This window comes from Escherichia sp. B1147 (assembly GCF_001660175.1).
Classification (GTDB): domain Bacteria; phylum Pseudomonadota; class Gammaproteobacteria; order Enterobacterales; family Enterobacteriaceae; genus Escherichia; species Escherichia whittamii.
The window spans coordinates 81594-103119 of the sequence record NZ_LFHY01000015.1; the positions used below are offsets into that span (position 1 = coordinate 81594).

Annotated in this window: 19 protein-coding genes and 2 tRNA genes; 16 read left to right on the forward strand and 5 right to left on the reverse strand. The window is 51.1% G+C overall.

The features are described from left to right. Positions 1–12 precede the first annotated feature (12 nt). Positions 13–1272: a UDP-N-acetylglucosamine 1-carboxyvinyltransferase gene (gene murA / locus A9180_RS15345; RefSeq protein ID WP_064529525.1), complete on the forward strand. Its 1260-nt coding sequence runs from the start codon at positions 13–15 to the stop codon at positions 1270–1272. A gap of 47 nt (positions 1273–1319) precedes the next feature. On the opposite strand, the gene sfsB is transcribed toward murA, so the two are convergent. After that, the gene (gene sfsB / locus A9180_RS15350) at positions 1320–1598 is read right to left on the reverse strand and encodes a DNA-binding transcriptional regulator SfsB (protein WP_064529526.1); all 279 of its coding nucleotides are present in this window, start codon (positions 1596–1598) and stop codon (positions 1320–1322) included. 224 nt (positions 1599–1822) lie between these two features. Continuing rightward, the gene (gene ispB, locus A9180_RS15355) at positions 1823–2794 is read right to left on the reverse strand and encodes an octaprenyl diphosphate synthase (RefSeq protein ID WP_064529527.1); all 972 of its coding nucleotides are present in this window, start codon (positions 2792–2794) and stop codon (positions 1823–1825) included. Positions 2795–3052: 258 nt separating this feature from the next. Here ispB and rplU point away from each other — a divergent pair, with 258 nt between their 5' ends. The 4 genes from rplU to cgtA all read left to right on the forward strand — a co-directional run bounded on the left by rplU (position 3053) and on the right by cgtA (position 5922). Next, entirely contained in the window at positions 3053–3364 is a 312-nt protein-coding gene (gene rplU, locus A9180_RS15360; RefSeq protein WP_000271401.1) for a 50S ribosomal protein L21, read from the forward strand. 20 nt (positions 3365–3384) lie between these two features. Further along, positions 3385–3642 (forward strand): 50S ribosomal protein L27, encoded by a 258-nt coding sequence (gene rpmA, locus A9180_RS15365; protein ID WP_000940596.1) that lies wholly within the window; start codon positions 3385–3387, stop codon positions 3640–3642. A 126-nt stretch (positions 3643–3768) separates the two neighbouring features. Then, a complete protein-coding gene (locus tag A9180_RS15370; RefSeq protein WP_064529528.1) occupies positions 3769–4734 on the forward strand; it encodes a DMT family transporter in 966 nt (321 codons plus the stop codon). A gap of 15 nt (positions 4735–4749) precedes the next feature. Then, entirely contained in the window at positions 4750–5922 is a 1173-nt protein-coding gene (gene cgtA, locus A9180_RS15375; protein WP_000673561.1) for an Obg family GTPase CgtA, read from the forward strand. A gap of 216 nt (positions 5923–6138) precedes the next feature. On the opposite strand, the gene dacB is transcribed toward cgtA, so the two are convergent. Continuing rightward, positions 6139–7572 (reverse strand): serine-type D-Ala-D-Ala carboxypeptidase, encoded by a 1434-nt coding sequence (gene dacB / locus A9180_RS15380; protein WP_064529529.1) that lies wholly within the window; start codon positions 7570–7572, stop codon positions 6139–6141. A gap of 247 nt (positions 7573–7819) precedes the next feature. Between dacB and greA the strand changes: the two genes are divergently transcribed. Further along, positions 7820–8296, forward strand: a complete 477-nt coding sequence (gene greA, locus A9180_RS15385; RefSeq protein ID WP_064529530.1) for a transcription elongation factor GreA — start codon at positions 7820–7822, stop codon at positions 8294–8296. Between the two features lie 155 nt (positions 8297–8451). Here the strand turns inward: greA and yhbY are convergent, their stop codons facing one another. Further along, complete coding sequence (gene yhbY, locus A9180_RS15390) at positions 8452–8745, reverse strand: ribosome assembly RNA-binding protein YhbY (protein ID WP_001054420.1); 294 nt, start codon at positions 8743–8745, stop codon at positions 8452–8454. A gap of 126 nt (positions 8746–8871) precedes the next feature. Between yhbY and rlmE the strand changes: the two genes are divergently transcribed. The 6 genes from rlmE (at position 8872) to A9180_RS15420 (ending at position 14464) form a co-directional block, all read left to right on the forward strand. Then, entirely contained in the window at positions 8872–9501 is a 630-nt protein-coding gene (gene rlmE, locus A9180_RS15395) for a 23S rRNA (uridine(2552)-2'-O)-methyltransferase RlmE (RefSeq protein WP_000145975.1), read from the forward strand. A 99-nt stretch (positions 9502–9600) separates the two neighbouring features. Beyond that, complete coding sequence (gene ftsH, locus A9180_RS15400; protein ID WP_064529531.1) at positions 9601–11535, forward strand: ATP-dependent zinc metalloprotease FtsH; 1935 nt, start codon at positions 9601–9603, stop codon at positions 11533–11535. An 89-nt stretch (positions 11536–11624) separates the two neighbouring features. Further along, entirely contained in the window at positions 11625–12473 is an 849-nt protein-coding gene (folP, locus tag A9180_RS15405) for a dihydropteroate synthase (RefSeq protein ID WP_064529532.1), read from the forward strand. After that, entirely contained in the window at positions 12466–13803 is a 1338-nt protein-coding gene (gene glmM / locus A9180_RS15410) for a phosphoglucosamine mutase (protein WP_064529533.1), read from the forward strand. Before folP ends, glmM begins: the two co-directional genes overlap by 8 nt. 227 nt (positions 13804–14030) lie before the next feature. After that, complete coding sequence (gene secG, locus A9180_RS15415; protein WP_001517162.1) at positions 14031–14363, forward strand: preprotein translocase subunit SecG; 333 nt, start codon at positions 14031–14033, stop codon at positions 14361–14363. 14 nt (positions 14364–14377) lie between these two features. Further along, a tRNA-Leu gene (locus tag A9180_RS15420) sits at positions 14378–14464 on the forward strand. A gap of 362 nt (positions 14465–14826) precedes the next feature. Here A9180_RS15420 and argG read toward each other — a convergent pair. After that, positions 14827–16170, reverse strand: coding sequence for an argininosuccinate synthase (gene argG / locus A9180_RS15430; RefSeq protein WP_064529535.1), 1344 nt, complete (start codon positions 16168–16170; stop codon positions 14827–14829). Positions 16171–16517: 347 nt separating this feature from the next. Between argG and A9180_RS15435 the strand changes: the two genes are divergently transcribed. The 4 genes from A9180_RS15435 (at position 16518) to infB (ending at position 21465) form a co-directional block, all read left to right on the forward strand. Further along, a tRNA-Met gene (locus tag A9180_RS15435) sits at positions 16518–16594 on the forward strand. A 206-nt stretch (positions 16595–16800) separates the two neighbouring features. Next, the gene (rimP, locus tag A9180_RS15440) at positions 16801–17253 is read left to right on the forward strand and encodes a ribosome maturation factor RimP (RefSeq protein ID WP_064529853.1); all 453 of its coding nucleotides are present in this window, start codon (positions 16801–16803) and stop codon (positions 17251–17253) included. A 27-nt stretch (positions 17254–17280) separates the two neighbouring features. Then, complete coding sequence (gene nusA, locus A9180_RS15445; RefSeq protein WP_064529536.1) at positions 17281–18768, forward strand: transcription termination factor NusA; 1488 nt, start codon at positions 17281–17283, stop codon at positions 18766–18768. A gap of 24 nt (positions 18769–18792) precedes the next feature. After that, positions 18793–21465 carry a translation initiation factor IF-2 gene (gene infB, locus A9180_RS15450; RefSeq protein ID WP_064529537.1) on the forward strand — a complete coding sequence of 891 codons (2673 nt, stop codon included), beginning with the start codon at positions 18793–18795 and terminating at the stop codon, positions 21463–21465. Positions 21466–21526 lie beyond the last annotated feature (61 nt).

The following is a 21526-nucleotide window of genomic DNA, read 5'->3' on the forward strand; positions in this document are numbered from 1 at the left end:
AGAACATACTAAATGGATAAATTTCGTGTTCAGGGGCCAACGAAGCTCCAGGGCGAAGTCACAATTTCCGGCGCTAAAAATGCTGCTCTGCCTATCCTTTTCGCTGCACTGCTGGCGGAAGAACCGGTGGAGATCCAGAACGTCCCGAAACTGAAAGACGTCGATACATCAATGAAGCTGCTTAGTCAGCTTGGCGCCAAAGTAGAACGTAATGGTTCTGTGCATATTGATGCCCGCGACGTTAATGTCTTCTGCGCGCCTTACGATCTGGTTAAAACCATGCGTGCCTCTATCTGGGCGCTTGGGCCACTGGTGGCTCGTTTTGGTCAGGGACAGGTTTCTCTGCCTGGTGGTTGTACGATTGGTGCTCGTCCGGTTGATTTACATATTTCCGGCCTTGAGCAATTAGGCGCGACCATCAAACTGGAAGAAGGTTATGTTAAAGCTTCCGTCGATGGCCGTCTGAAAGGCGCGCACATCGTGATGGATAAAGTCAGTGTTGGTGCAACCGTGACCATCATGTGTGCAGCAACCCTGGCAGAAGGCACCACGATTATTGAAAACGCGGCGCGTGAACCGGAAATCGTCGATACTGCGAACTTCCTGGTTACGCTGGGCGCGAAAATTAGCGGCCAGGGTACCGATCGTATTGTTATCGAAGGGGTGGATCGCTTAGGTGGCGGCGTCTACCGCGTCCTGCCGGATCGAATTGAAACCGGTACTTTCCTGGTTGCTGCGGCAATCTCTCGCGGCAAAATCATCTGCCGTAATGCCCAACCAGATACCCTTGACGCTGTGCTGGCGAAACTGCGTGACGCCGGGGCGGACATTGAAGTGGGTGAAGACTGGATTAGCCTGGATATGCACGGCAAACGTCCAAAGGCCGTTAACGTACGTACCGCGCCGCATCCGGCGTTTCCTACCGATATGCAGGCCCAGTTCACGCTGCTGAACCTGGTGGCAGAAGGAACCGGATTTATCACCGAAACGGTCTTTGAAAACCGCTTTATGCACGTCCCTGAGCTGAGTCGTATGGGCGCGCATGCCGAAATTGAAAGCAATACCGTTATTTGTCACGGTGTTGAAAAACTTTCTGGCGCCCAGGTAATGGCAACCGATCTGCGTGCTTCAGCAAGTCTGGTGCTGGCTGGCTGCATTGCAGAAGGTACAACGGTTGTTGATCGTATTTATCACATCGATCGTGGCTACGAACGCATTGAAGACAAACTTCGCGCGCTTGGTGCTAACATTGAGCGTGTGAAAGGCGAGTAATCGTCTGATAGCCGGCAGCCCCGTTCGCGGGGCTACCGCCAGGCTACTCATTTTTGCGGTTTGGTGTAGCTGCGCATCAACTGCGATCTGTCGATAAACTCATGGGTCAGCGGGTCATGATAGCGTGATGGCCAGATAACCCAGGGATCAGTTCCTAATGCTTTCGCAATAATCATCTCTCCTTTCGGCCAGGGACGCGATAATGCATTCGCCAGTGTCGAGGAGCTCAAACCATTTCTGCGAGATTCCGCCGCCATTGACGTTCCTCTTTTCCGCAAACCCGCAATGATATCGGCGGGATGCCAGTCAATGAAATTATTCTCCATCTTTCCTCACTCCTTAAGTTAGTCGCTTTCATTCAGAACATGCGTTCTGTCGAGTATCACTATACTCCTGATGGCGCATTGTTCTAAAAAGTTCCTGTAAGAAGTGTGAATATTCAGAATATATCAAGATGAGACGTCTGTATTTGAGGAGAATTTTCGCGTAATGAAGTTTTTTTGGAGTTTACTGGAATTATCCCGCGCGGTGCGCGGGATAACAGGGGAGATTAACGATCGCGTTGAACAGCGATGTGTGCGAGGCCGATTAACGCCTCTCGCCACGGGGTATCTGGTAACACTTGCAATGCAGCAATGGCTTTGTCTGCTTCTTCTTCTGCACGCTGACGCGTCCATTCCAGAGAGCCGCAAGCGTTCATTGCTTCCAGAACCGGTTCCAGCAGATGTCGGCCGTTCCCTTGTTCGATGGCGTTACGGATCATCTGTGCCTGTTCTGGTGTGCCATGATGCATCGCATGCAACAGCGGCAGCGTTGGTTTTCCTTCGTTCAGGTCATCCCCAACGTTTTTACCCAACTGTTCGCCATCAGCATTGTAATCAAGTAGATCGTCGATTAGCTGGAAGGCCGTGCCAAGATAACGACCATAATCCTGCAGGCCTTTTTCCTCTTCAGGCGTACAGCCTGCCAGAATACCGGAACACTGAGCAGCAGCCTCGAACAGACGTGCGGTTTTGCTGTAAATAACGCGCATGTAGTTCTCTTCGGTGATGTCCGGATCATTAACGTTCATCAGTTGCAGAACTTCACCTTCCGCGATGACGTTTACGGCTTCTGACATCACTTCCAGCACTTTGAGTGAGCCGAGGCTGGTCATCATCTGGAACGCACGGGTATAAATAAAATCGCCTACCAGCACGCTGGCAGCGTTACCAAAGGCGGCGTTGGCGGTAGCTTTACCTCGACGCATATCTGATTCATCCACAACGTCGTCGTGTAGCAGGGTCGCCGTGTGGATAAACTCAATTAGGGCAGCAATGGTGACATGTGCATTCCCCTCATAGCCAACAGCTCGTGCAGCCAGTACAGCAATCATCGGACGAATACGTTTACCGCCGCCGCTGACGATGTAATAGCCTAACTGATTGATCAGTTGGACGTCGGAATTAAGCTGCTCGAGAATTGCTGCATTAACACCCGCCATATCTTGCGCGGTTAACTCATTGATTTTTTCTAAATTCATCGCAAAAGCCGGGCTTTTCGCCCCGATTACCTTACTGTGAACAGAGGCAACTTAGGGTTTATGGTTAGGAATATAGAGTGATTGTACTGAAAAAATGGCACAGATAAACGTTACCGTACAAGTTGTGTTTTTTTTCTTCGTGTATTGACTGTAGCACTTGTCAAAGGCGTGCGTTTTGCGTAATATTCGCGCCCTATTGTGAATATTTATAGCGCACTCTGAATCATTGAAAAGGTGTGCGCGGAAGCGGAGTTTTATATGTACGCGGTTTTCCAAAGTGGTGGTAAACAACACCGAGTAAGCGAAGGTCAGACCGTTCGCCTGGAAAAGCTGGACATCGCAACTGGCGAAACTGTTGAGTTCGCTGAAGTGCTGATGATCGCAAACGGTGAAGAAGTCAAAATCGGCGTTCCTTTCGTTGATGGCGGCGTAATCAAAGCTGAAGTTGTTGCTCACGGTCGTGGCGAGAAAGTTAAAATCGTTAAGTTTCGCCGTCGTAAACACTATCGTAAGCAGCAGGGCCATCGTCAGTGGTTCACTGATGTGAAAATTACTGGCATCAGCGCCTAAGACCTGAGGAGAGATTTCAAATGGCACATAAAAAGGCTGGCGGCTCCACACGTAACGGTCGCGATTCAGAAGCTAAACGCCTGGGCGTTAAGCGTTTCGGTGGCGAATCCGTTCTGGCGGGTAGCATCATCGTTCGTCAACGTGGTACCAAATTCCACGCTGGTACTAACGTAGGTTGCGGTCGCGACCACACTCTGTTTGCTAAAGCAGACGGTAAAGTGAAATTCGAAGTTAAAGGCCCGAAAAACCGTAAGTTTATCAGCATCGAAGCTGAATAAGTTTTTCGCGTCCCGGTAACGGATGAAAGCCCCGCAACGTGTTGCGGGGCTTTTTACATTCGATAACCGGTAAAAATGCGCATGGTGCGGCGTTAATCCGCAAATGTGCTTTGTAGGGAATACGGTATGAAGCAGCAGGCAGGCATTGGTATTCTTTTGGCACTCACTACAGCAATTTGCTGGGGGGCATTGCCAATCGCAATGAAGCAGGTGCTGGAGGTGATGGAGCCTCCGACGATCGTGTTTTACCGTTTCTTAATGGCGAGTATAGGTCTTGGTGCAATTCTTGCGGTGAAGAAGAGGCTGCCGCCATTACGCGTGTTTCGTAAGCCGCGCTGGCTGATTTTGCTGGCTGTAGCAACTGCCGGGCTGTTTGGGAACTTCATCCTGTTCAGCTCATCCTTACAATACCTGACTCCGACCGCCTCGCAGGTGATTGGGCAACTCTCGCCAGTAGGCATGATGGTTGCCAGCGTATTTATCCTGAAAGAGAAAATGCGCAGCACCCAGGTGGTGGGAGCATTGATGCTCCTGAGCGGGCTGGTGATGTTTTTTAATAACAGTCTGGTCGAGATTTTCACCAAGCTCACTGATTACACCTGGGGAGTTATCTTTGGTGTCGGAGCGGCGACGGTCTGGGTAAGTTATGGCGTGGCGCAAAAGGTTTTATTGCGTCGACTGGCTTCACCGCAGATTCTTTTTTTGCTGTACGCTTTATGTACAATAGCGCTCTTCCCGCTGGCGAAGCCTGGGGTAATAGCGCAGCTTAGTCATTGGCAGCTCGCATGTTTAATTTTTTGCGGACTGAATACCTTGGTAGGATATGGCGCCCTGGCGGAAGCGATGGCACGCTGGCAGGCAGCGCAGGTGAGCGCGATCATTACGCTTACTCCACTGTTTACGCTGTTTTTTTCAGATCTTTTATCACTGGCCTGGCCCGATTTCTTCGCCAGACCGAAGTTAAACCTTTTGGGTTATCTCGGTGCGTTTGTCGTGGTTGCGGGCGCGATGTATTCCGCCATTGGTCATCGTATTTGGGGCGGATTACGTAAGCATACAACGGTGGTATCGCAACCCCGCGCAGGCGAATGATTTACGGAGAATAAAATGAAGTTTGTTGATGAAGCATCGATTCTGGTCGTTGCAGGTGATGGCGGTAATGGTTGTGTGAGCTTCCGCCGCGAAAAATATATTCCGAAAGGCGGCCCGGATGGCGGCGACGGTGGTGACGGTGGTGACGTATGGATGGAAGCCGACGAGAACCTGAACACGCTTATCGATTATCGTTTTGAAAAATCTTTCCGTGCAGAGCGCGGTCAGAACGGCGCAAGCCGCGATTGTACCGGTAAGCGCGGTAAAGACGTAACGATTAAAGTGCCGGTAGGTACGCGCGTTATCGACCAGGGTACCGGTGAAACCATGGGCGATATGACCAAACACGGTCAGCGTCTGCTGGTTGCCAAGGGCGGCTGGCACGGTCTGGGCAATACTCGTTTTAAATCTTCTGTTAACCGTACACCACGGCAGAAAACCAATGGTACGCCGGGTGATAAACGTGAGCTGCTTCTGGAGCTGATGCTACTGGCAGATGTCGGGATGCTGGGGATGCCAAACGCCGGTAAATCGACCTTTATTCGCGCGGTGTCTGCGGCAAAACCGAAAGTGGCGGACTATCCGTTTACCACGCTCGTACCAAGCCTGGGCGTGGTACGTATGGACAACGAGAAGAGCTTCGTTGTTGCTGATATCCCAGGGCTGATTGAAGGCGCTGCTGAAGGCGCAGGTCTGGGCATTCGCTTCCTTAAGCACCTGGAACGTTGTCGCGTATTGTTGCACCTCATCGATATCGATCCGATTGATGGCACCGATCCGGTTGAGAACGCGCGCATTATTATCAGTGAGCTGGAAAAATACAGTCAGGATCTGGCGGCGAAACCACGCTGGTTAGTCTTCAACAAGATCGACCTGCTGGATAAAGCAGAAGCCGAAGAGAAAGCGAAAGCGATCGCTGAGGCGCTGGGCTGGGAAGATAAATATTATCTGATCTCTGCGGCGAGCGGACTGGGCGTGAAAGATCTCTGCTGGGATGTGATGACCTTTATCATTGAAAACCCAGTCGTGCAGGCCGAAGAAGCGAAACAGCCAGAGAAAGTCGAATTCATGTGGGATGATTATCACCGTCAGCAGCTTGAAGAGATTGCTGAAGAGGATGATGAAGACTGGGATGACGACTGGGACGAAGACGACGAAGAAGGCGTTGAGTTCATTTACAAGCGTTAATCAGTAAAACCACGGCACTGCGCCGTGGTTTGGGATGATGACAAATGCCAAATTGCCGGTTGCGCTACGCTTATCAGGCCTATAAGAGAATTGCAATGTATTGAATTCGCACAATTTTGTCGGCTGGATAAGACGCTTACGCCGCATCCGGCATAAACAAAGCGCACTTTGTCAATAATCTGAAACCCCGGCACTTCGCCGGGGTTTCTCTTTAGACTAATTGTTCTGGTAAATATCTTTATACAAACGGCTTTCAAAACGCACTAACGGAATACGGCGATTACGCTGATCTGCTGGTTCAACTGCATAACCAGAAAGATATTGTACGAACGCCATTCGTTGCCCACTTGCTGTGGTGATGAATCCCGCCAGGTTATACACGCCCTGCAACGAACCTGTTTTCGCTGAAACTTTACCATCTACGCCCGCCTGATGCAGACCTGCACGGTACTGCAACGAACCATCGTAGCCTGCCAAAGGTAGCATTGAGATAAAGTTAAGCTCGTGGTCGTGTTGGGCAATGTATTGCAGCACCTGCATCATGGTGGCTGGCGCAATCAGGTTATGCCGTGAAAGCCCTGAGCCGTCGGCAATAATCGTGTTGCCAATATCGACACCCGCTTGCTTGCGCAGGATCTGGCGTACGGCATCGGAGCCTGCCCGCCATGTCCCCGGAACATTAAAGTGCGCATGACCAATCATGCGAAAGACGGTATCGGCGATCATGTTGTCGGACTTTTTCAGCATAATCTTAAGCAGATCGTGCAAAGGGGCCGACTGTTTACTGGCAACCACGGTTCCAGGGGCGTTAACCTGCGTTTGTCGTAGTAGCGTGCCGGAATAGGTAATGCCTGCCTGTTTTAACTCATCTTTCAGAATCGCTCCGGCGTAGCTGGCACCATCCTGTACGGCAAAAGCCAAAGGTAGCGGCTCTGAACGTTGTGGCAGGCATCCGGTTAACGTAAAGCGGTTAAGGTCGCCTGGTACCACATCCAGCTCGCAATATTGCGCTTCGGCAGAGCCACGGGGGAGAGTGCGTACCTGGCTGAACATCGTAACGGGGTAATAAGATGCCACGCGTATAAAAGCCATATCACCAGGTTTTGGAGCACTGTAGAGCGAGACGGAGAAGCAATTGCGGTCAACAATGGCGGCGGCAGGCGGGGCGCTAAAGCATTGTGTCATATCATTCCAGGGCCAGCCAGGGGCTTTATCATGGCTGGCAAAAATGGACGTGTCTATGAGTACATTGCCATCGATTTGTGTGACACCAGATTTTTTCAGAGTCGCGACCATATTGCGAATATCCTGACGTTTTAGCGTCGGATCGGCACCAAATCGCGCCACTAAATCGCCTTTAAGCACTCCGTTTTCCACATTGCCTTTGGTTTCAAGCGTAGTGGTGAAACGAAAATCGGGGCCGAGTTGAATCAACGCCGCCAGCGCAGTGATTACTTTTTGCGTACTGGCGGGTAGCGCCATCTGCTGACTGTGGTAATCAATCGTGGGGGCAGACGCGCCGACTCTTTGCACCATCAGGGCAAGGTTGGCGCCAGCGGGAAGTTGAGTAATGTACTCATCTACATTCGCGGCCTGAACACTGAACGCTATACAGCTGGTCAATCCGATGATAAATCTGGAAAATCGCATAATCTCGCGCTAACAACCTGGAATCGAGCCGTCATACTACGGCGCAACGCCCTATAAAGTAAACGATGACCCTTCGGGAACTTCAGGGTAAAATGACTATCAAAATGTGAATTATTGCTGGCCTGGGACCTGTTCCTGGGTCGGTATTTTTTTGCTTCTGGTCCCGACGAGGAGTTGTGCCGGGCATGCCGAACAGCCGGGGCGAGTGGAGACTCGCCCCATCAGGAATATTCAAGAGGTATAACAAATGCAAGCTATTCCGATGACCTTACGCGGCGCTGAAAAATTACGCGAAGAGCTGGATTTTCTGAAATCTGTGCGCCGTCCTGAAATCATTGCTGCTATCGCGGAAGCGCGTGAACATGGCGACCTGAAAGAAAACGCCGAATACCACGCTGCGCGTGAGCAGCAGGGTTTTTGCGAAGGCCGTATCAAAGATATCGAAGCCAAGCTGTCGAACGCGCAGGTAATTGATGTCACCAAAATGCCAAACAATGGTCGCGTGATTTTTGGCGCCACCGTAACGGTGTTGAATCTGGATTCTGATGAAGAACAGACCTATCGCATCGTAGGCGATGACGAAGCTGACTTTAAACAGAACCTGATTTCTGTTAACTCGCCGATCGCTCGTGGACTGATTGGCAAAGAAGAAGATGATGTTGTGGTCATCAAAACGCCGGGCGGCGATGTAGAATTTGAAGTAATTAAGGTGGAATACCTGTAAGAATTACCCAATACTCAAAATGTTGATGTATTGTAAAGAAAGGAAAAAGGCCGCTATGCGGCCTTTTATCAACGAACAGAGCGTGGCATTTTGCTCTCCTGCTTGCGGAAAATCCCTCGTTTTACACAGCAAATGTGTGTAACTTTAGGATAATCTTAGCGTGGCAGCGAGATTTTACGTTCTTTAGTTGGACGATAAAGCACCAGCGTTTTACCGATGACCTGTACATTACAGGCGCCGGTTTCGCGCACGATAGCTTCCACGATCAAGGTTTTAGTTTCGCGATCTTCAGTGGCGATTTTCACCTTGATGAGTTCATGGTGCTCTAACGCTTGTTCAATCTCGGCCAGCACCCCTTCGGTCAAACCATTACTGCCAAGCAGAACAACTGGCTTGAGCGGATGTGCCAGACCTTTCAGGTGCTGTTTTTGTTTAGTACTCAGATTCATCGTATTTTTTTGCTTACGTTGGGATTGAAAACGGGTCATTCTACCGCCATCTCCCATATATCACCAAATAGGCGCGTAAAAATTTACGCAATTGGTTACGATGAGTTATCCCAATGGGAAAGTTAAATGACAGGTAAGAAGCGTTCTGCCAGCTCCAGTCGCTGGCTTCAGGAACACTTTAGCGATAAATATGTTCAACAGGCACAGAAAAAGGGGTTACGTTCCCGTGCCTGGTTTAAACTTGATGAAATACAGCAAAGTGACAAACTCTTTAAACCGGGAATGACGGTTGTCGACCTTGGTGCCGCGCCTGGCGGTTGGTCACAATATGTGGTCACCCAAATTGGCGGCAAAGGACGCATCATCGCTTGCGATCTTTTACCTATGGATCCTATCGTTGGTGTGGACTTTCTTCAGGGCGATTTTCGTGATGAACTGGTGATGAAAGCACTGCTGGAACGCGTAGGCGACAGTAAAGTCCAGGTTGTCATGTCCGATATGGCACCAAACATGAGCGGAACACCGGCGGTGGATATCCCCCGTGCCATGTATCTGGTGGAACTGGCGCTAGAAATGTGTCGTGATGTGTTGGCGCCAGGCGGCAGTTTTGTAGTGAAGGTGTTCCAGGGCGAAGGTTTCGATGAGTATCTAAGGGAAATTCGCTCCCTGTTTACGAAGGTCAAAGTTCGTAAGCCGGACTCTTCTCGTGCACGTTCGCGGGAAGTGTATATTGTAGCGACCGGGCGTAAACCCTAACCAGGAGATTTCAGACGAAAGTTTGAAAGCTGCTGGATATAGAGTATCCTGACGCTGTTTTTAACACAGTTGTAATAAGAGGTTAATCCCTTGAGTGACATGGCGAAAAACCTAATACTCTGGCTGGTCATTGCCGTTGTGCTGATGTCAGTATTCCAGAGCTTTGGGCCCAGCGAGTCTAATGGACGTAAGGTGGATTACTCTACCTTCCTACAAGAGGTCAATAACGACCAGGTTCGTGAAGCGCGTATCAACGGACGTGAAATCAACGTTACCAAGAAAGATAGTAACCGTTATACCACTTACATTCCGGTTCAGGATCCGAAGTTACTGGATAACCTGCTGACCAAGAACGTCAAGGTTGTCGGTGAACCGCCTGAAGAGCCAAGCCTGCTGGCTTCTATCTTCATCTCCTGGTTCCCGATGCTGTTGCTGATTGGTGTCTGGATCTTCTTCATGCGTCAAATGCAGGGCGGCGGTGGCAAAGGTGCCATGTCGTTCGGTAAGAGCAAAGCGCGCATGCTGACGGAAGATCAGATCAAAACGACCTTTGCTGACGTTGCGGGTTGCGACGAAGCAAAAGAAGAAGTTGCCGAACTGGTTGAGTATCTGCGTGAGCCGAGCCGCTTCCAGAAACTTGGCGGTAAGATCCCGAAAGGCGTCCTGATGGTCGGTCCTCCGGGTACCGGTAAAACGCTGCTGGCGAAAGCGATTGCAGGCGAAGCGAAAGTTCCGTTCTTTACTATCTCCGGTTCTGACTTCGTAGAAATGTTCGTCGGTGTTGGTGCATCCCGTGTGCGTGACATGTTCGAACAGGCGAAGAAAGCGGCACCGTGTATCATCTTCATCGATGAAATCGACGCCGTAGGCCGCCAGCGTGGTGCAGGTTTGGGCGGTGGTCACGATGAACGTGAACAGACCCTGAACCAGATGCTGGTTGAGATGGATGGCTTCGAAGGTAACGAAGGTATCATTGTTATCGCCGCGACTAACCGTCCGGACGTTCTGGACCCGGCGCTGCTGCGTCCTGGCCGTTTCGACCGTCAGGTTGTGGTTGGTCTGCCTGATGTTCGCGGTCGTGAGCAGATCCTGAAAGTTCACATGCGTCGCGTACCATTGGCGCCAGATATCGACGCGGCAATCATTGCCCGTGGTACACCTGGCTTCTCCGGTGCTGACCTGGCGAACCTGGTGAACGAAGCTGCACTGTTCGCTGCCCGTGGCAATAAACGCGTTGTATCGATGGTTGAGTTCGAAAAAGCGAAAGACAAAATCATGATGGGTGCGGAACGTCGCTCCATGGTGATGACGGAAGCGCAGAAAGAATCGACCGCATACCACGAAGCAGGCCATGCGATTATCGGTCGACTGGTGCCAGAACACGATCCGGTACATAAAGTGACGATTATCCCGCGCGGACGTGCGTTGGGTGTGACCTTCTTCCTGCCTGAAGGCGACGCAATCAGCGCCAGCCGTCAGAAGCTGGAAAGTCAGATCAGTACTCTCTATGGCGGCCGTCTGGCGGAAGAGATTATCTACGGGCCGGAACATGTTTCTACCGGGGCGTCCAACGATATTAAAGTTGCGACCAACCTGGCGCGTAACATGGTGACCCAGTGGGGCTTCTCCGAAAAACTTGGTCCGCTGCTGTACGCGGAAGAAGAAGGTGAAGTGTTCCTCGGTCGTAGCGTGGCGAAAGCGAAACATATGTCCGATGAAACTGCGCGTATCATCGACCAGGAAGTGAAGTTACTGATTGAGCGTAATTACAATCGTGCGCGTCAGTTGTTGAACGACAACCTGGATATTCTGCATGCGATGAAAGATGCGCTCATGAAATATGAAACCATCGACGCACCACAGATTGACGATCTGATGGCTCGTCGCGATGTACGTCCGCCAGCTGGCTGGGAAGAACCTGGCGCTTCTAACAACTCTGGCGACAATGGTAGCCCAAAGGCTCCGCGTCCGGTTGATGAACCGCGTACGCCGAACCCGGGTAACACCATGTCAGAGCAGTTAGGCGACAAGTAAGTTCCCGCATTAGATGACTGTATTTGTAACGAAAACCCCGGGGCGTGCTCCGGGGTTTTTTCTTATCAATTCATACCAGGGATAACACCATGAAACTCTTTGCCCAGGGCACTTCACTGGACCTTAGCCATCCTCACGTAATGGGGATCCTCAACGTCACGCCTGATTCCTTCTCCGATGGCGGCACGCATAACTCGCTGATTGATGCGGTGAAACATGCGAATCTGATGATCAATGCTGGCGCAACGATCATTGACGTTGGCGGCGAGTCCACACGTCCAGGGGCTGCGGAAGTGAGCGTTGAAGAAGAGTTGCAGCGTGTTATTCCAGTCGTTGAGGCAATTGCACGACGATTTGAAGTTTGGATCTCAGTGGATACATCCAAACCGGAAGTTATCCGTGAGTCAGCGAAAGCAGGCGCTCACATCATTAATGATATCCGCTCCCTTTCCGAACCCGGCGCCCTGGAAGCTGCTGCTGAAACAGGTTTGCCAGTTTGCCTGATGCATATGCAGGGAAATCCAAAGACCATGCAGGAAGCACCGAAGTATGACGATGTCTTTGCCGAGGTAAATCGCTACTTTGTTGAGCAAATAGCACGCTGCGAACAGGCTGGTATCGCAAAAGAGAAATTGTTGCTCGACCCCGGATTCGGTTTCGGTAAAAATCTCCATCACAACTATGCATTACTGGCGCGTCTGGCTGAATTTCATCATTTCAACCTGCCGCTGTTGGTGGGTATGTCACGAAAATCGATGATTGGACAGCTGTTGAACGTGGGACCGTCCGAGCGCCTGAGCGGTAGTCTGGCCTGTGCGGTAATTGCCGCAATGCAAGGCGCGCACATTATTCGTGTTCATGACGTCAAAGAAACCGTAGAAGCGATGCGAGTGGTGGAAGCCACTCTGTCTGCAAAGGAAAACAAACGCTATGAGTAATCGTAAATATTTCGGTACCGATGGGATTCGTGGTCGTGTTGGGGATGCGCCGATCACGCCTGATTTTGTGCTTAAGCTGGGGTGGGCTGCGGGTAAAGTGCTGGCGCGCCACGGCTCCCGTAAGATCATTATTGGTAAAGACACGCGTATTTCTGGTTATATGCTGGAGTCAGCACTGGAAGCAGGTCTGGCGGCTGCCGGTCTTTCTGCGCTCTTTACCGGCCCAATGCCAACACCGGCCGTGGCTTATCTGACGCGGACTTTCCGCGCAGAGGCTGGGATTGTGATATCTGCATCGCATAACCCGTTCTACGATAATGGCATTAAATTCTTCTCTATCGACGGTACCAAACTACCGGATGCGGTAGAAGAGGCCATCGAAGCGGAAATGGAGAAAGAGATCAGCTGCGTTGATTCGGCAGAACTGGGTAAAGCCAGCCGTATCGTTGACGCTGCGGGTCGCTATATCGAATTTTGCAAAGCCACATTTCCGAACGAACTTAGCCTCAGTGAACTGAAGATTGTGGTGGATTGCGCAAACGGTGCGACTTATCACATTGCGCCGAACGTGCTGCGCGAACTGGGAGCGAACGTTATCGCCATCGGTTGTGAGCCGAACGGTGTAAACATCAATGCCGAAGTGGGGGCTACCGACGTTCGCGCGCTACAGGCACGTGTACTGGCGGAGAAAGCGGATCTCGGTATTGCTCTCGACGGCGACGGGGATCGCGTGATTATGGTTGACCATGAAGGCAATAAAGTCGATGGCGACCAGATTATGTATATCATCGCGCGCGAAGGTCTGCGTCAGGGCCAGCTGCGTGGTGGCGTGGTGGGTACATTGATGAGCAACATGGGGCTGGAACTGGCGCTGAAACAGTTAGGCATTCCATTTGCTCGTGCAAAAGTGGGCGATCGCTACGTACTGGAAAAAATGCAGGAGAAAGGCTGGCGCATCGGTGCCGAGAACTCTGGCCACGTGATCCTACTGGATAAAACCACCACCGGTGATGGCATTGTTGCTGGTTTGCAGGTCCTGGCGGCGATGGCGCGTAACCATATGAGCCTGCACGACCTTTGCAGCGGCATGAAAATGTTCCCGCAGATTCTGGTTAACGTGCGTTACACCGCAGGTAGCGGCGATCCGCTTGAGCATGAGTCAGTCAAAGCCGTGACAGCCGAAGTTGAAGCGGCGCTGGGCAACCGTGGACGCGTGTTGCTGCGTAAATCTGGCACCGAGCCGTTAATTCGCGTGATGGTAGAAGGTGAAGACGAAACGCAGGTAACCGAATTTGCGCATCGCATCGCTGACGCGGTAAAAGCGGTTTGATTTGATAGCTAACTGGCTAAAAAGGCGGCGATTGTCGCCTTTGTTCTTCTTAAGCACATCGGTTTTGCTGTTTTTTTCCGCAGTTGATACAATGCGATAAAATTGCCCTTGCGAAGGTCATTCGCTTTGGTTAGTATTCACACCCGCTTCAGTGGGAAAGATTAAATTCTCCCGCTTTATTGGTTGAAGCATTGGTACGCGGCAACTCCGCAAGGAACAGGTTGATTATGTACGAAGCTCTTTTGGTAGTTTTCCTTATTGTAGCAATTGGCCTTGTAGGTCTTATTATGCTGCAGCAAGGTAAAGGCGCTGATATGGGAGCCTCCTTCGGAGCAGGCGCTTCCGCTACGCTGTTTGGTTCAAGTGGTTCTGGCAACTTCATGACCCGTATGACGGCTGTGCTGGCAACGTTGTTCTTCATCATCAGTCTGGTGCTGGGTAACATCAACAGCAATAAAACCAATAAAGGTAGCGAGTGGGAAAACCTGAGTGCTCCGGCGAAAACCGAACAAACTCAGCCAGCTGCTCCGGCTAAGCCGACCAGCGATATCCCGAACTAAAAAGTAGTATCCGTGCTGAGGTGGTGGAATTGGTAGACACGCTACCTTGAGGTGGTAGTGCCCTAACGGGCTTGTGGGTTCGAGTCCCATCCTCAGTACCAATATTCCGAAAGAAAGACGCTAAAAAGCGTCTTTTTTTTCGTCTGTAGAAAGCAATTGAGCAGGATGCGTGCCTCCTTGCCTTTACAGGGACGCGAATAACCAGAACTCAAAATGCAATCACACCTTATTAGGCCTGATTTTTATACACAAAAAGCCGCTAACGCGGCTTCAGATTGTTGACAAAGTGCGCTTTGTTCATGCCGGATGCGGCGTGAACGCCTTATCCGGCCTAGAAAATCATGCAAATTCAATATATTGCATAACTCACGTAGGCCTGATAAGCGTAGCGCATCAGGCAGTTTTGCGTTTGTCCTCAGTCTCAAGCCGCTAACGCGGCTTCTTGCAGGGAACAGAAAAGTAATTACTTCCCTTTATTTTCCAGATTCTCAACCTGCGGCACACCTGAAGTGGCAGAAGATGAGAGCAGGCCTGTTTTGGCATAACCGAACAACTTCTCGCGGGTATCGGTAATATCCAGGTTACGCATGGTCAGTTGACCAATACGATCTTCAGCCGTAAACATAGAGTCGCCTTTCTCCATGGTCAAACGCTCTGCTTTATAGGTCAGGTTGTCAGAGACGGTGTTGAGGATCGAGTAGTCGTTACCGCGACGCAGTTCCAGCGTCACTTCACCAGTTATCTGGCTGGCAACCCAGCGTTGCAGGGAGTCACGTAACATCAGAGCCTGGGAGTCAAACCAGCGCCCCTGGTACAACAAACGACCCAACTGACGACCATGCGCGTGATACTGCTCGATGGTGTCTTCGTTGTGAATACCGGTCAGCAGACGTTCATACGCAATGTGCAGGAGTGCCATCCCCGGGGCTTCATAGATGCCGCGGCTTTTCGCTTCGATGATACGGTTTTCGATCTGGTCGCTCATGCCCAGGCCATGGCGGCCACCGATGCGGTTAGCTTCCAGCATCATTTCGACATCGTCGCTAAATGTCTTGCCGTTAAGCGCCACCGGATGACCTTGCTCAAAACGCACCGTGACTTCTTCTGCCGGGATCTTCACGCTCTCATCCCAGAATTTCACGCCCATAATCGGGTTGACGATTTTTACGCTGGAGTTGAGGTATTCCAGATCTTTCGCTTCGTGCGTTGCGCCGAGCATATTGGAATCGGTGGAGTAGGCTTTTTCAACCGACATTTTATAGTTGAAACCGCAGGCAATCATAAATTCAGACATTTCATGACGGCCGCCTAACTCATCAATAAAGTTGGTATCGAGCCACGGTTTGTAAATCTGTAGTTCCGCATTGGTTAACAGGCCGTAGCGATAGAAACGCTCGATATCGTTGCCTTTATAGGTGCTACCATCTCCCCAAATGTTTACGCCATCTTCTTTCATGGCAGCAACCAGCATGGTGCCGGTCACGGCGCGACCCAGCGGAGTGGTGTTGAAATAGGTCAGACCGCCGGTGGTGTTATGGAAAGCGCCACACTGAATCGCGGCAATACCTTCGGCGACCAACTGCTTGCGGCAGTCGATCAGACGTGCGTTCTCCGCGCCGTATTCCATGGCACGACGAGGGATCGCATCATAATCCTCTTCGTCTGGCTGGCCCAGGTTTGCAGTATATGCATAAGGAACCGCTCCCTTTTTTCGCATCCACAGCAGTGCGGCACTGGTGTCCAGACCGCCAGAAAAAGCGATACCAATACGTTGACCTACCGGGAGATGCTTGAGAATCGTCGTCATAAAATAACACCCTGCTTGATTAACTGATGATGAGCCTGGATTTCCGCTCTAATTGAATTTTTATGCAAAATAAATGAGTTTTCATTTAATCATCTTTTATCTGAGACAGGAAGAGTTTAGTGTGTTTTTTGTAAAATAATGCGCTTAAGAAAGGTAAGTGGAGGGGGAAAGTATTCAACAGATGGAAATTAACTGGATATCCATTCACGTGGGTAGCAATAAATGTTGACAAAATGTGGCGTGGATCACTATAATGCACGCAGATTTTACGTCCCGTCTCGGTACACCAAATCCCAGCAGTATTTGCATTTTTTACCCAAAACGAGTAGAATTTGCCACGTTTCAGGCGCGGGGTGGAGCAGCCTGGTAGCTCGTCGGGCTCATAACCCGAAGGTCGTCGGTTCAAATCCGGCCCCCGCAACCACTTTCCCTTAGAGTTCTTTTTCAAATATACTGTGAAGACTTCGGCCTTCGTAGTGGGATTTGAAAAAATCCTTCTGGAAAGTGCTCCAGACCGCAGTTGCGGTTATAGGGTTCAGTTATATAAAGCCCCGATTTATCGGGGTTTTTTGTTATCTGACTACAGAATAACTGGGCTTTAGGCCCTTTTTTTATGTCTTGGGGGTGGGCTTGTCCACATTAGAGCAAAAATTAACAGAGATGATTACTGCGCCAGTTGAGGCCTTGGGTTTTGAACTGGTTGGCATCGAGTTTATTCGCGGTCGCACATCCACACTGCGCATCTATATTGATAGTGAAGATGGCATCAATGTTGATGATTGTGCTGATGTGAGCCACCAGGTAAGTGCTGTGCTGGATGTTGAAGATCCCATCACCGTTGCTTATAACCTGGAAGTCTCCTCACCGGGGCTCGATCGCCCACTGTTCACGGCTGAACACTACGCCCGTTTTGCCGGAGAAGAGGTGACTCTGGTTCTCCGTATGGCGGTACAAAATCGTCGTAAATGGCAGGGCGTTATCAAAGCGGTAGACGGTGAAATGATCACAGTTACCGTCGAAGGTAAAGATGAAGTGTTCGCGCTGAGTAATATCCAGAAGGCGAACCTGGTTCCCCACTTTTAATAGTCTGGATGAGGTGAAAAGCCCGCGATGAACAAAGAAATTTTGGCTGTAGTTGAAGCCGTCTCCAATGAAAAGGCGCTACCTCGCGAGAAAATTTTCGAAGCGTTGGAAAGCGCGCTGGCTACAGCAACCAAGAAAAAATACGAACAAGAGATCGACGTCCGCGTACAGATCGATCGCAAAAGCGGTGATTTTGACACCTTCCGTCGCTGGTTAGTTGTTGATGAAGTCACCCAGCCGACCAAGGAAATCACCCTTGAAGCCGCACGTTATGAAGATGAAAGCCTGAACCTGGGTGATTACGTTGAAGATCAGATTGAGTCTGTTACCTTTGACCGTATCACCACCCAGACGGCAAAACAGGTTATCGTGCAGAAAGTGCGTGAAGCCGAACGTGCGATGGTGGTTGATCAGTTCCGTGAACACGAAGGTGAAATCATCACCGGCGTGGTGAAAAAAGTAAACCGCGATAACATTTCTCTGGATCTGGGCAATAATGCTGAAGCTGTGATCCTGCGTGAAGATATGCTGCCGCGTGAAAACTTCCGCCCTGGCGACCGCGTTCGTGGCGTGCTCTATTCTGTTCGCCCGGAAGCGCGTGGCGCGCAACTGTTCGTGACTCGTTCCAAGCCGGAAATGCTGATCGAACTGTTCCGTATTGAAGTACCGGAAATCGGCGAAGAAGTGATTGAAATTAAAGCAGCGGCTCGCGATCCGGGTTCTCGTGCGAAAATCGCAGTGAAAACCAACGATAAACGTATCGATCCGGTAGGTGCTTGCGTAGGTATGCGTGGCGCGCGTGTTCAGGCGGTTTCTACCGAACTGGGCGGCGAGCGTATCGATATCGTCCTGTGGGATGATAACCCGGCGCAGTTCGTGATTAACGCAATGGCACCGGCAGACGTTGCTTCTATCGTGGTGGATGAAGATAAACACACCATGGATATCGCCGTTGAAGCCGGTAACCTGGCGCAGGCTATTGGTCGTAACGGTCAGAACGTGCGTCTGGCTTCGCAGCTCAGTGGTTGGGAACTCAACGTGATGACCGTTGACGACCTGCAGGCTAAGCATCAGGCGGAAGCGCACGCAGCGATTGACACCTTCACCCGTTATCTCGACATTGACGAAGACTTCGCTACTGTCCTGGTAGAAGAAGGTTTCTCAACGCTGGAAGAACTGGCCTATGTGCCGATGAAAGAGCTGTTGGAAATCGAAGGCCTTGATGAGCCTACCGTTGAAGCACTGCGTGAGCGTGCTAAAAATGCACTGGCCACCATTGCACAGGCCCAGGAAGAAAGCCTCGGTGATAACAAACCGGCTGACGATCTGCTGAACCTTGAAGGGATGGATCGTGATTTGGCATTCAAACTGGCCGCCCGTGGCGTTTGTACGCTGGAAGATCTCGCCGAACAGGGCATTGATGATCTGGCTGATATCGAAGGGTTGACCGACGAAAAAGCCGGAGCACTGATTATGGCTGCCCGTAATATTTGCTGGTTCGGTGACGAAGCGTAATAAACTGTAGCAGGAAGGAACAGCATGACAGATGTAACGATTAAAACGCTGGCCGCAGAGCGACAGACCTCCGTGGAACGCCTGGTACAGCAATTTGCTGATGCAGGTATCCGGAAGTCTGCTGACGACTCTGTGTCCGCACAAGAGAAACAGGCTTTAATTGACCACCTGAACCAGAAAAATTCAGGGCCGGACAAATTAACGCTGCAGCGTAAAACACGCAGCACCCTTAACATTCCAGGTACCGGTGGAAAAAGCAAATCGGTACAAATCGAAGTCCGCAAGAAACGCACCTTTGTGAAACGTGACCCGCAAGAGGCCGAACGCCTTGCGGCGGAAGAGCAAGCGCAGCGTGAAGCGGAAGAGCAAGCCCGTCGTGAGGCAGAAGAATCGGCCAAACGCGAGGCGCAACAAAAAGCTGAACGTGAGGCCGCAGAACAAGCTAAACGTGAAGCCGCTGAACAAGCGAAACGTGAAGCTGCGGAAAAAGACAAAGTGAGCAATCAACAAGACGATATGACTAAAACCGCCCAGGCTGAAAAAGCCCGCCGTGAGCAGGAAGCTGCAGAGCTCAAGCGTAAAGCAGAAGAAGAAGCGCGTCGTAAACTCGAAGAAGAAGCACGTCGCGTTGCTGAAGAAGCACGTCGTATGGCGGAAGAAAATAAATGGACTGATAACGCGGAACCAACTGAAGATTCCAGCGATTATCACGTTACTACCTCTCAACATGCTCGCCAGGCAGAAGACGAAAGCGATCGTGAAGTCGAAGGCGGCCGCGGCCGTGGTCGTAACGCGAAAGCAGCTCGTCCGAAGAAAGGCAATAAACACGCTGAATCAAAAGCTGACCGCGAAGAAGCGCGTGCAGCAGTACGTGGCGGTAAAGGCGGAAAACGTAAAGGTTCTTCGCTGCAGCAGAGCTTCCAGAAACCAGCTCAGGCTGTTAACCGTGATGTAGTGATTGGCGAAACCATTACTGTAGGCGAACTGGCGAACAAGATGGCGGTTAAAGGCTCTCAGGTCATCAAAGCGATGATGAAACTGGGCGCAATGGCAACCATCAACCAGGTTATCGACCAGGAAACCGCACAGCTGGTAGCCGAAGAGATGGGCCACAAAGTTATCCTGCGTCGTGAAAACGAACTGGAAGAAGCGGTAATGAGCGACCGTGATACTGGCGCTGCGGCTGAACCGCGTGCGCCGGTTGTGACCATCATGGGTCACGTTGACCACGGTAAAACCTCTCTGCTGGACTACATTCGTTCAACGAAAGTGGCCTCTGGCGAAGCGGGCGGCATTACCCAGCACATCGGTGCATACCACGTTGAAACTGAAAACGGCATGATCACCTTCCTGGATACCCCGGGGCACGCCGCGTTTACTTCAATGCGTGCACGTGGTGCGCAGGCAACGGACATCGTAGTCCTGGTTGTTGCAGCAGACGACGGCGTAATGCCGCAGACTATCGAAGCTATCCAGCACGCGAAAGCGGCGGGTGTTCCGGTAGTGGTTGCTGTGAACAAAATCGATAAGCCAGAAGCCGATCCGGATCGCGTTAAGAACGAACTCTCTCAGTACGGCATCCTGCCAGAAGAGTGGGGCGGTGAAAGCCAGTTTGTACACGTATCTGCAAAAGCGGGTACCGGTATTGATGAACTGCTGGATGCTATCCTGCTGCAGGCTGAAGTCCTGGAACTGAAAGCCGTACGTAACGGGATGGCGAGCGGTGCGGTTATCGAATCCTTCCTCGATAAAGGTCGTGGTCCGGTTGCTACTGTACTGGTACGCGAAGGCACTCTGCACAAGGGCGATATCGTTCTGTGTGGCTTCGAATACGGCCGTGTTCGTGCGATGCGTAACGAACTGGGTCAGGAAGTGCTGGAAGCAGGTCCGTCTATTCCGGTGGAAATCCTCGGCTTGTCCGGTGTTCCAGCTGCGGGTGATGAAGTTACCGTTGTACGTGACGAGAAGAAAGCACGTGAAGTTGCACTGTACCGTCAGGGCAAATTCCGCGAAGTTAAACTGGCGCGTCAGCAGAAATCTAAACTCGAGAACATGTTTGCCAACATGACTGAAGGCGAAGTTCATGAAGTGAACATCGTACTGAAGGCAGACGTTCAGGGCTCTGTGGAAGCGATCTCCGACTCCTTGCTGAAACTGTCTACTGACGAAGTTAAAGTGAAGATCATCGGTTCTGGCGTAGGTGGTATTACCGAAACCGACGCGACCCTGGCAGCGGCATCCAACGCTATTCTGGTTGGCTTTAACGTTCGTGCTGATGCCTCTGCGCGTAAAGTGATTGAAGCGGAAAGCCTGGATCTGCGTTACTACTCCGTCATCTATAACCTGATCGATGAAGTGAAAGCGGCGATGAGCGGTATGCTCTCTCCGGAACTGAAACAACAGATTATCGGTCTGGCAGAAGTTCGTGACGTGTTTAAATCACCGAAATTTGGTGCTATCGCAGGCTGTATGGTTACCGAAGGTGTGGTTAAACGTCACAACCCGATCCGCGTTCTGCGCGACAACGTGGTTATCTACGAAGGCGAGCTGGAGTCCCTGCGCCGCTTCAAAGATGACGTCAACGAAGTCCGTAACGGTATGGAATGTGGTATCGGCGTTAAGAACTACAACGACGTCCGCACAGGCGATGTGATCGAAGTGTTCGAAATCATCGAGATTCAGCGTACGATTGCCTAAGGTTGATTGGGTGTAGGCCGGATAAGGCGTTTGCGCCACATCCGGCAGCCGTTGCCTGATG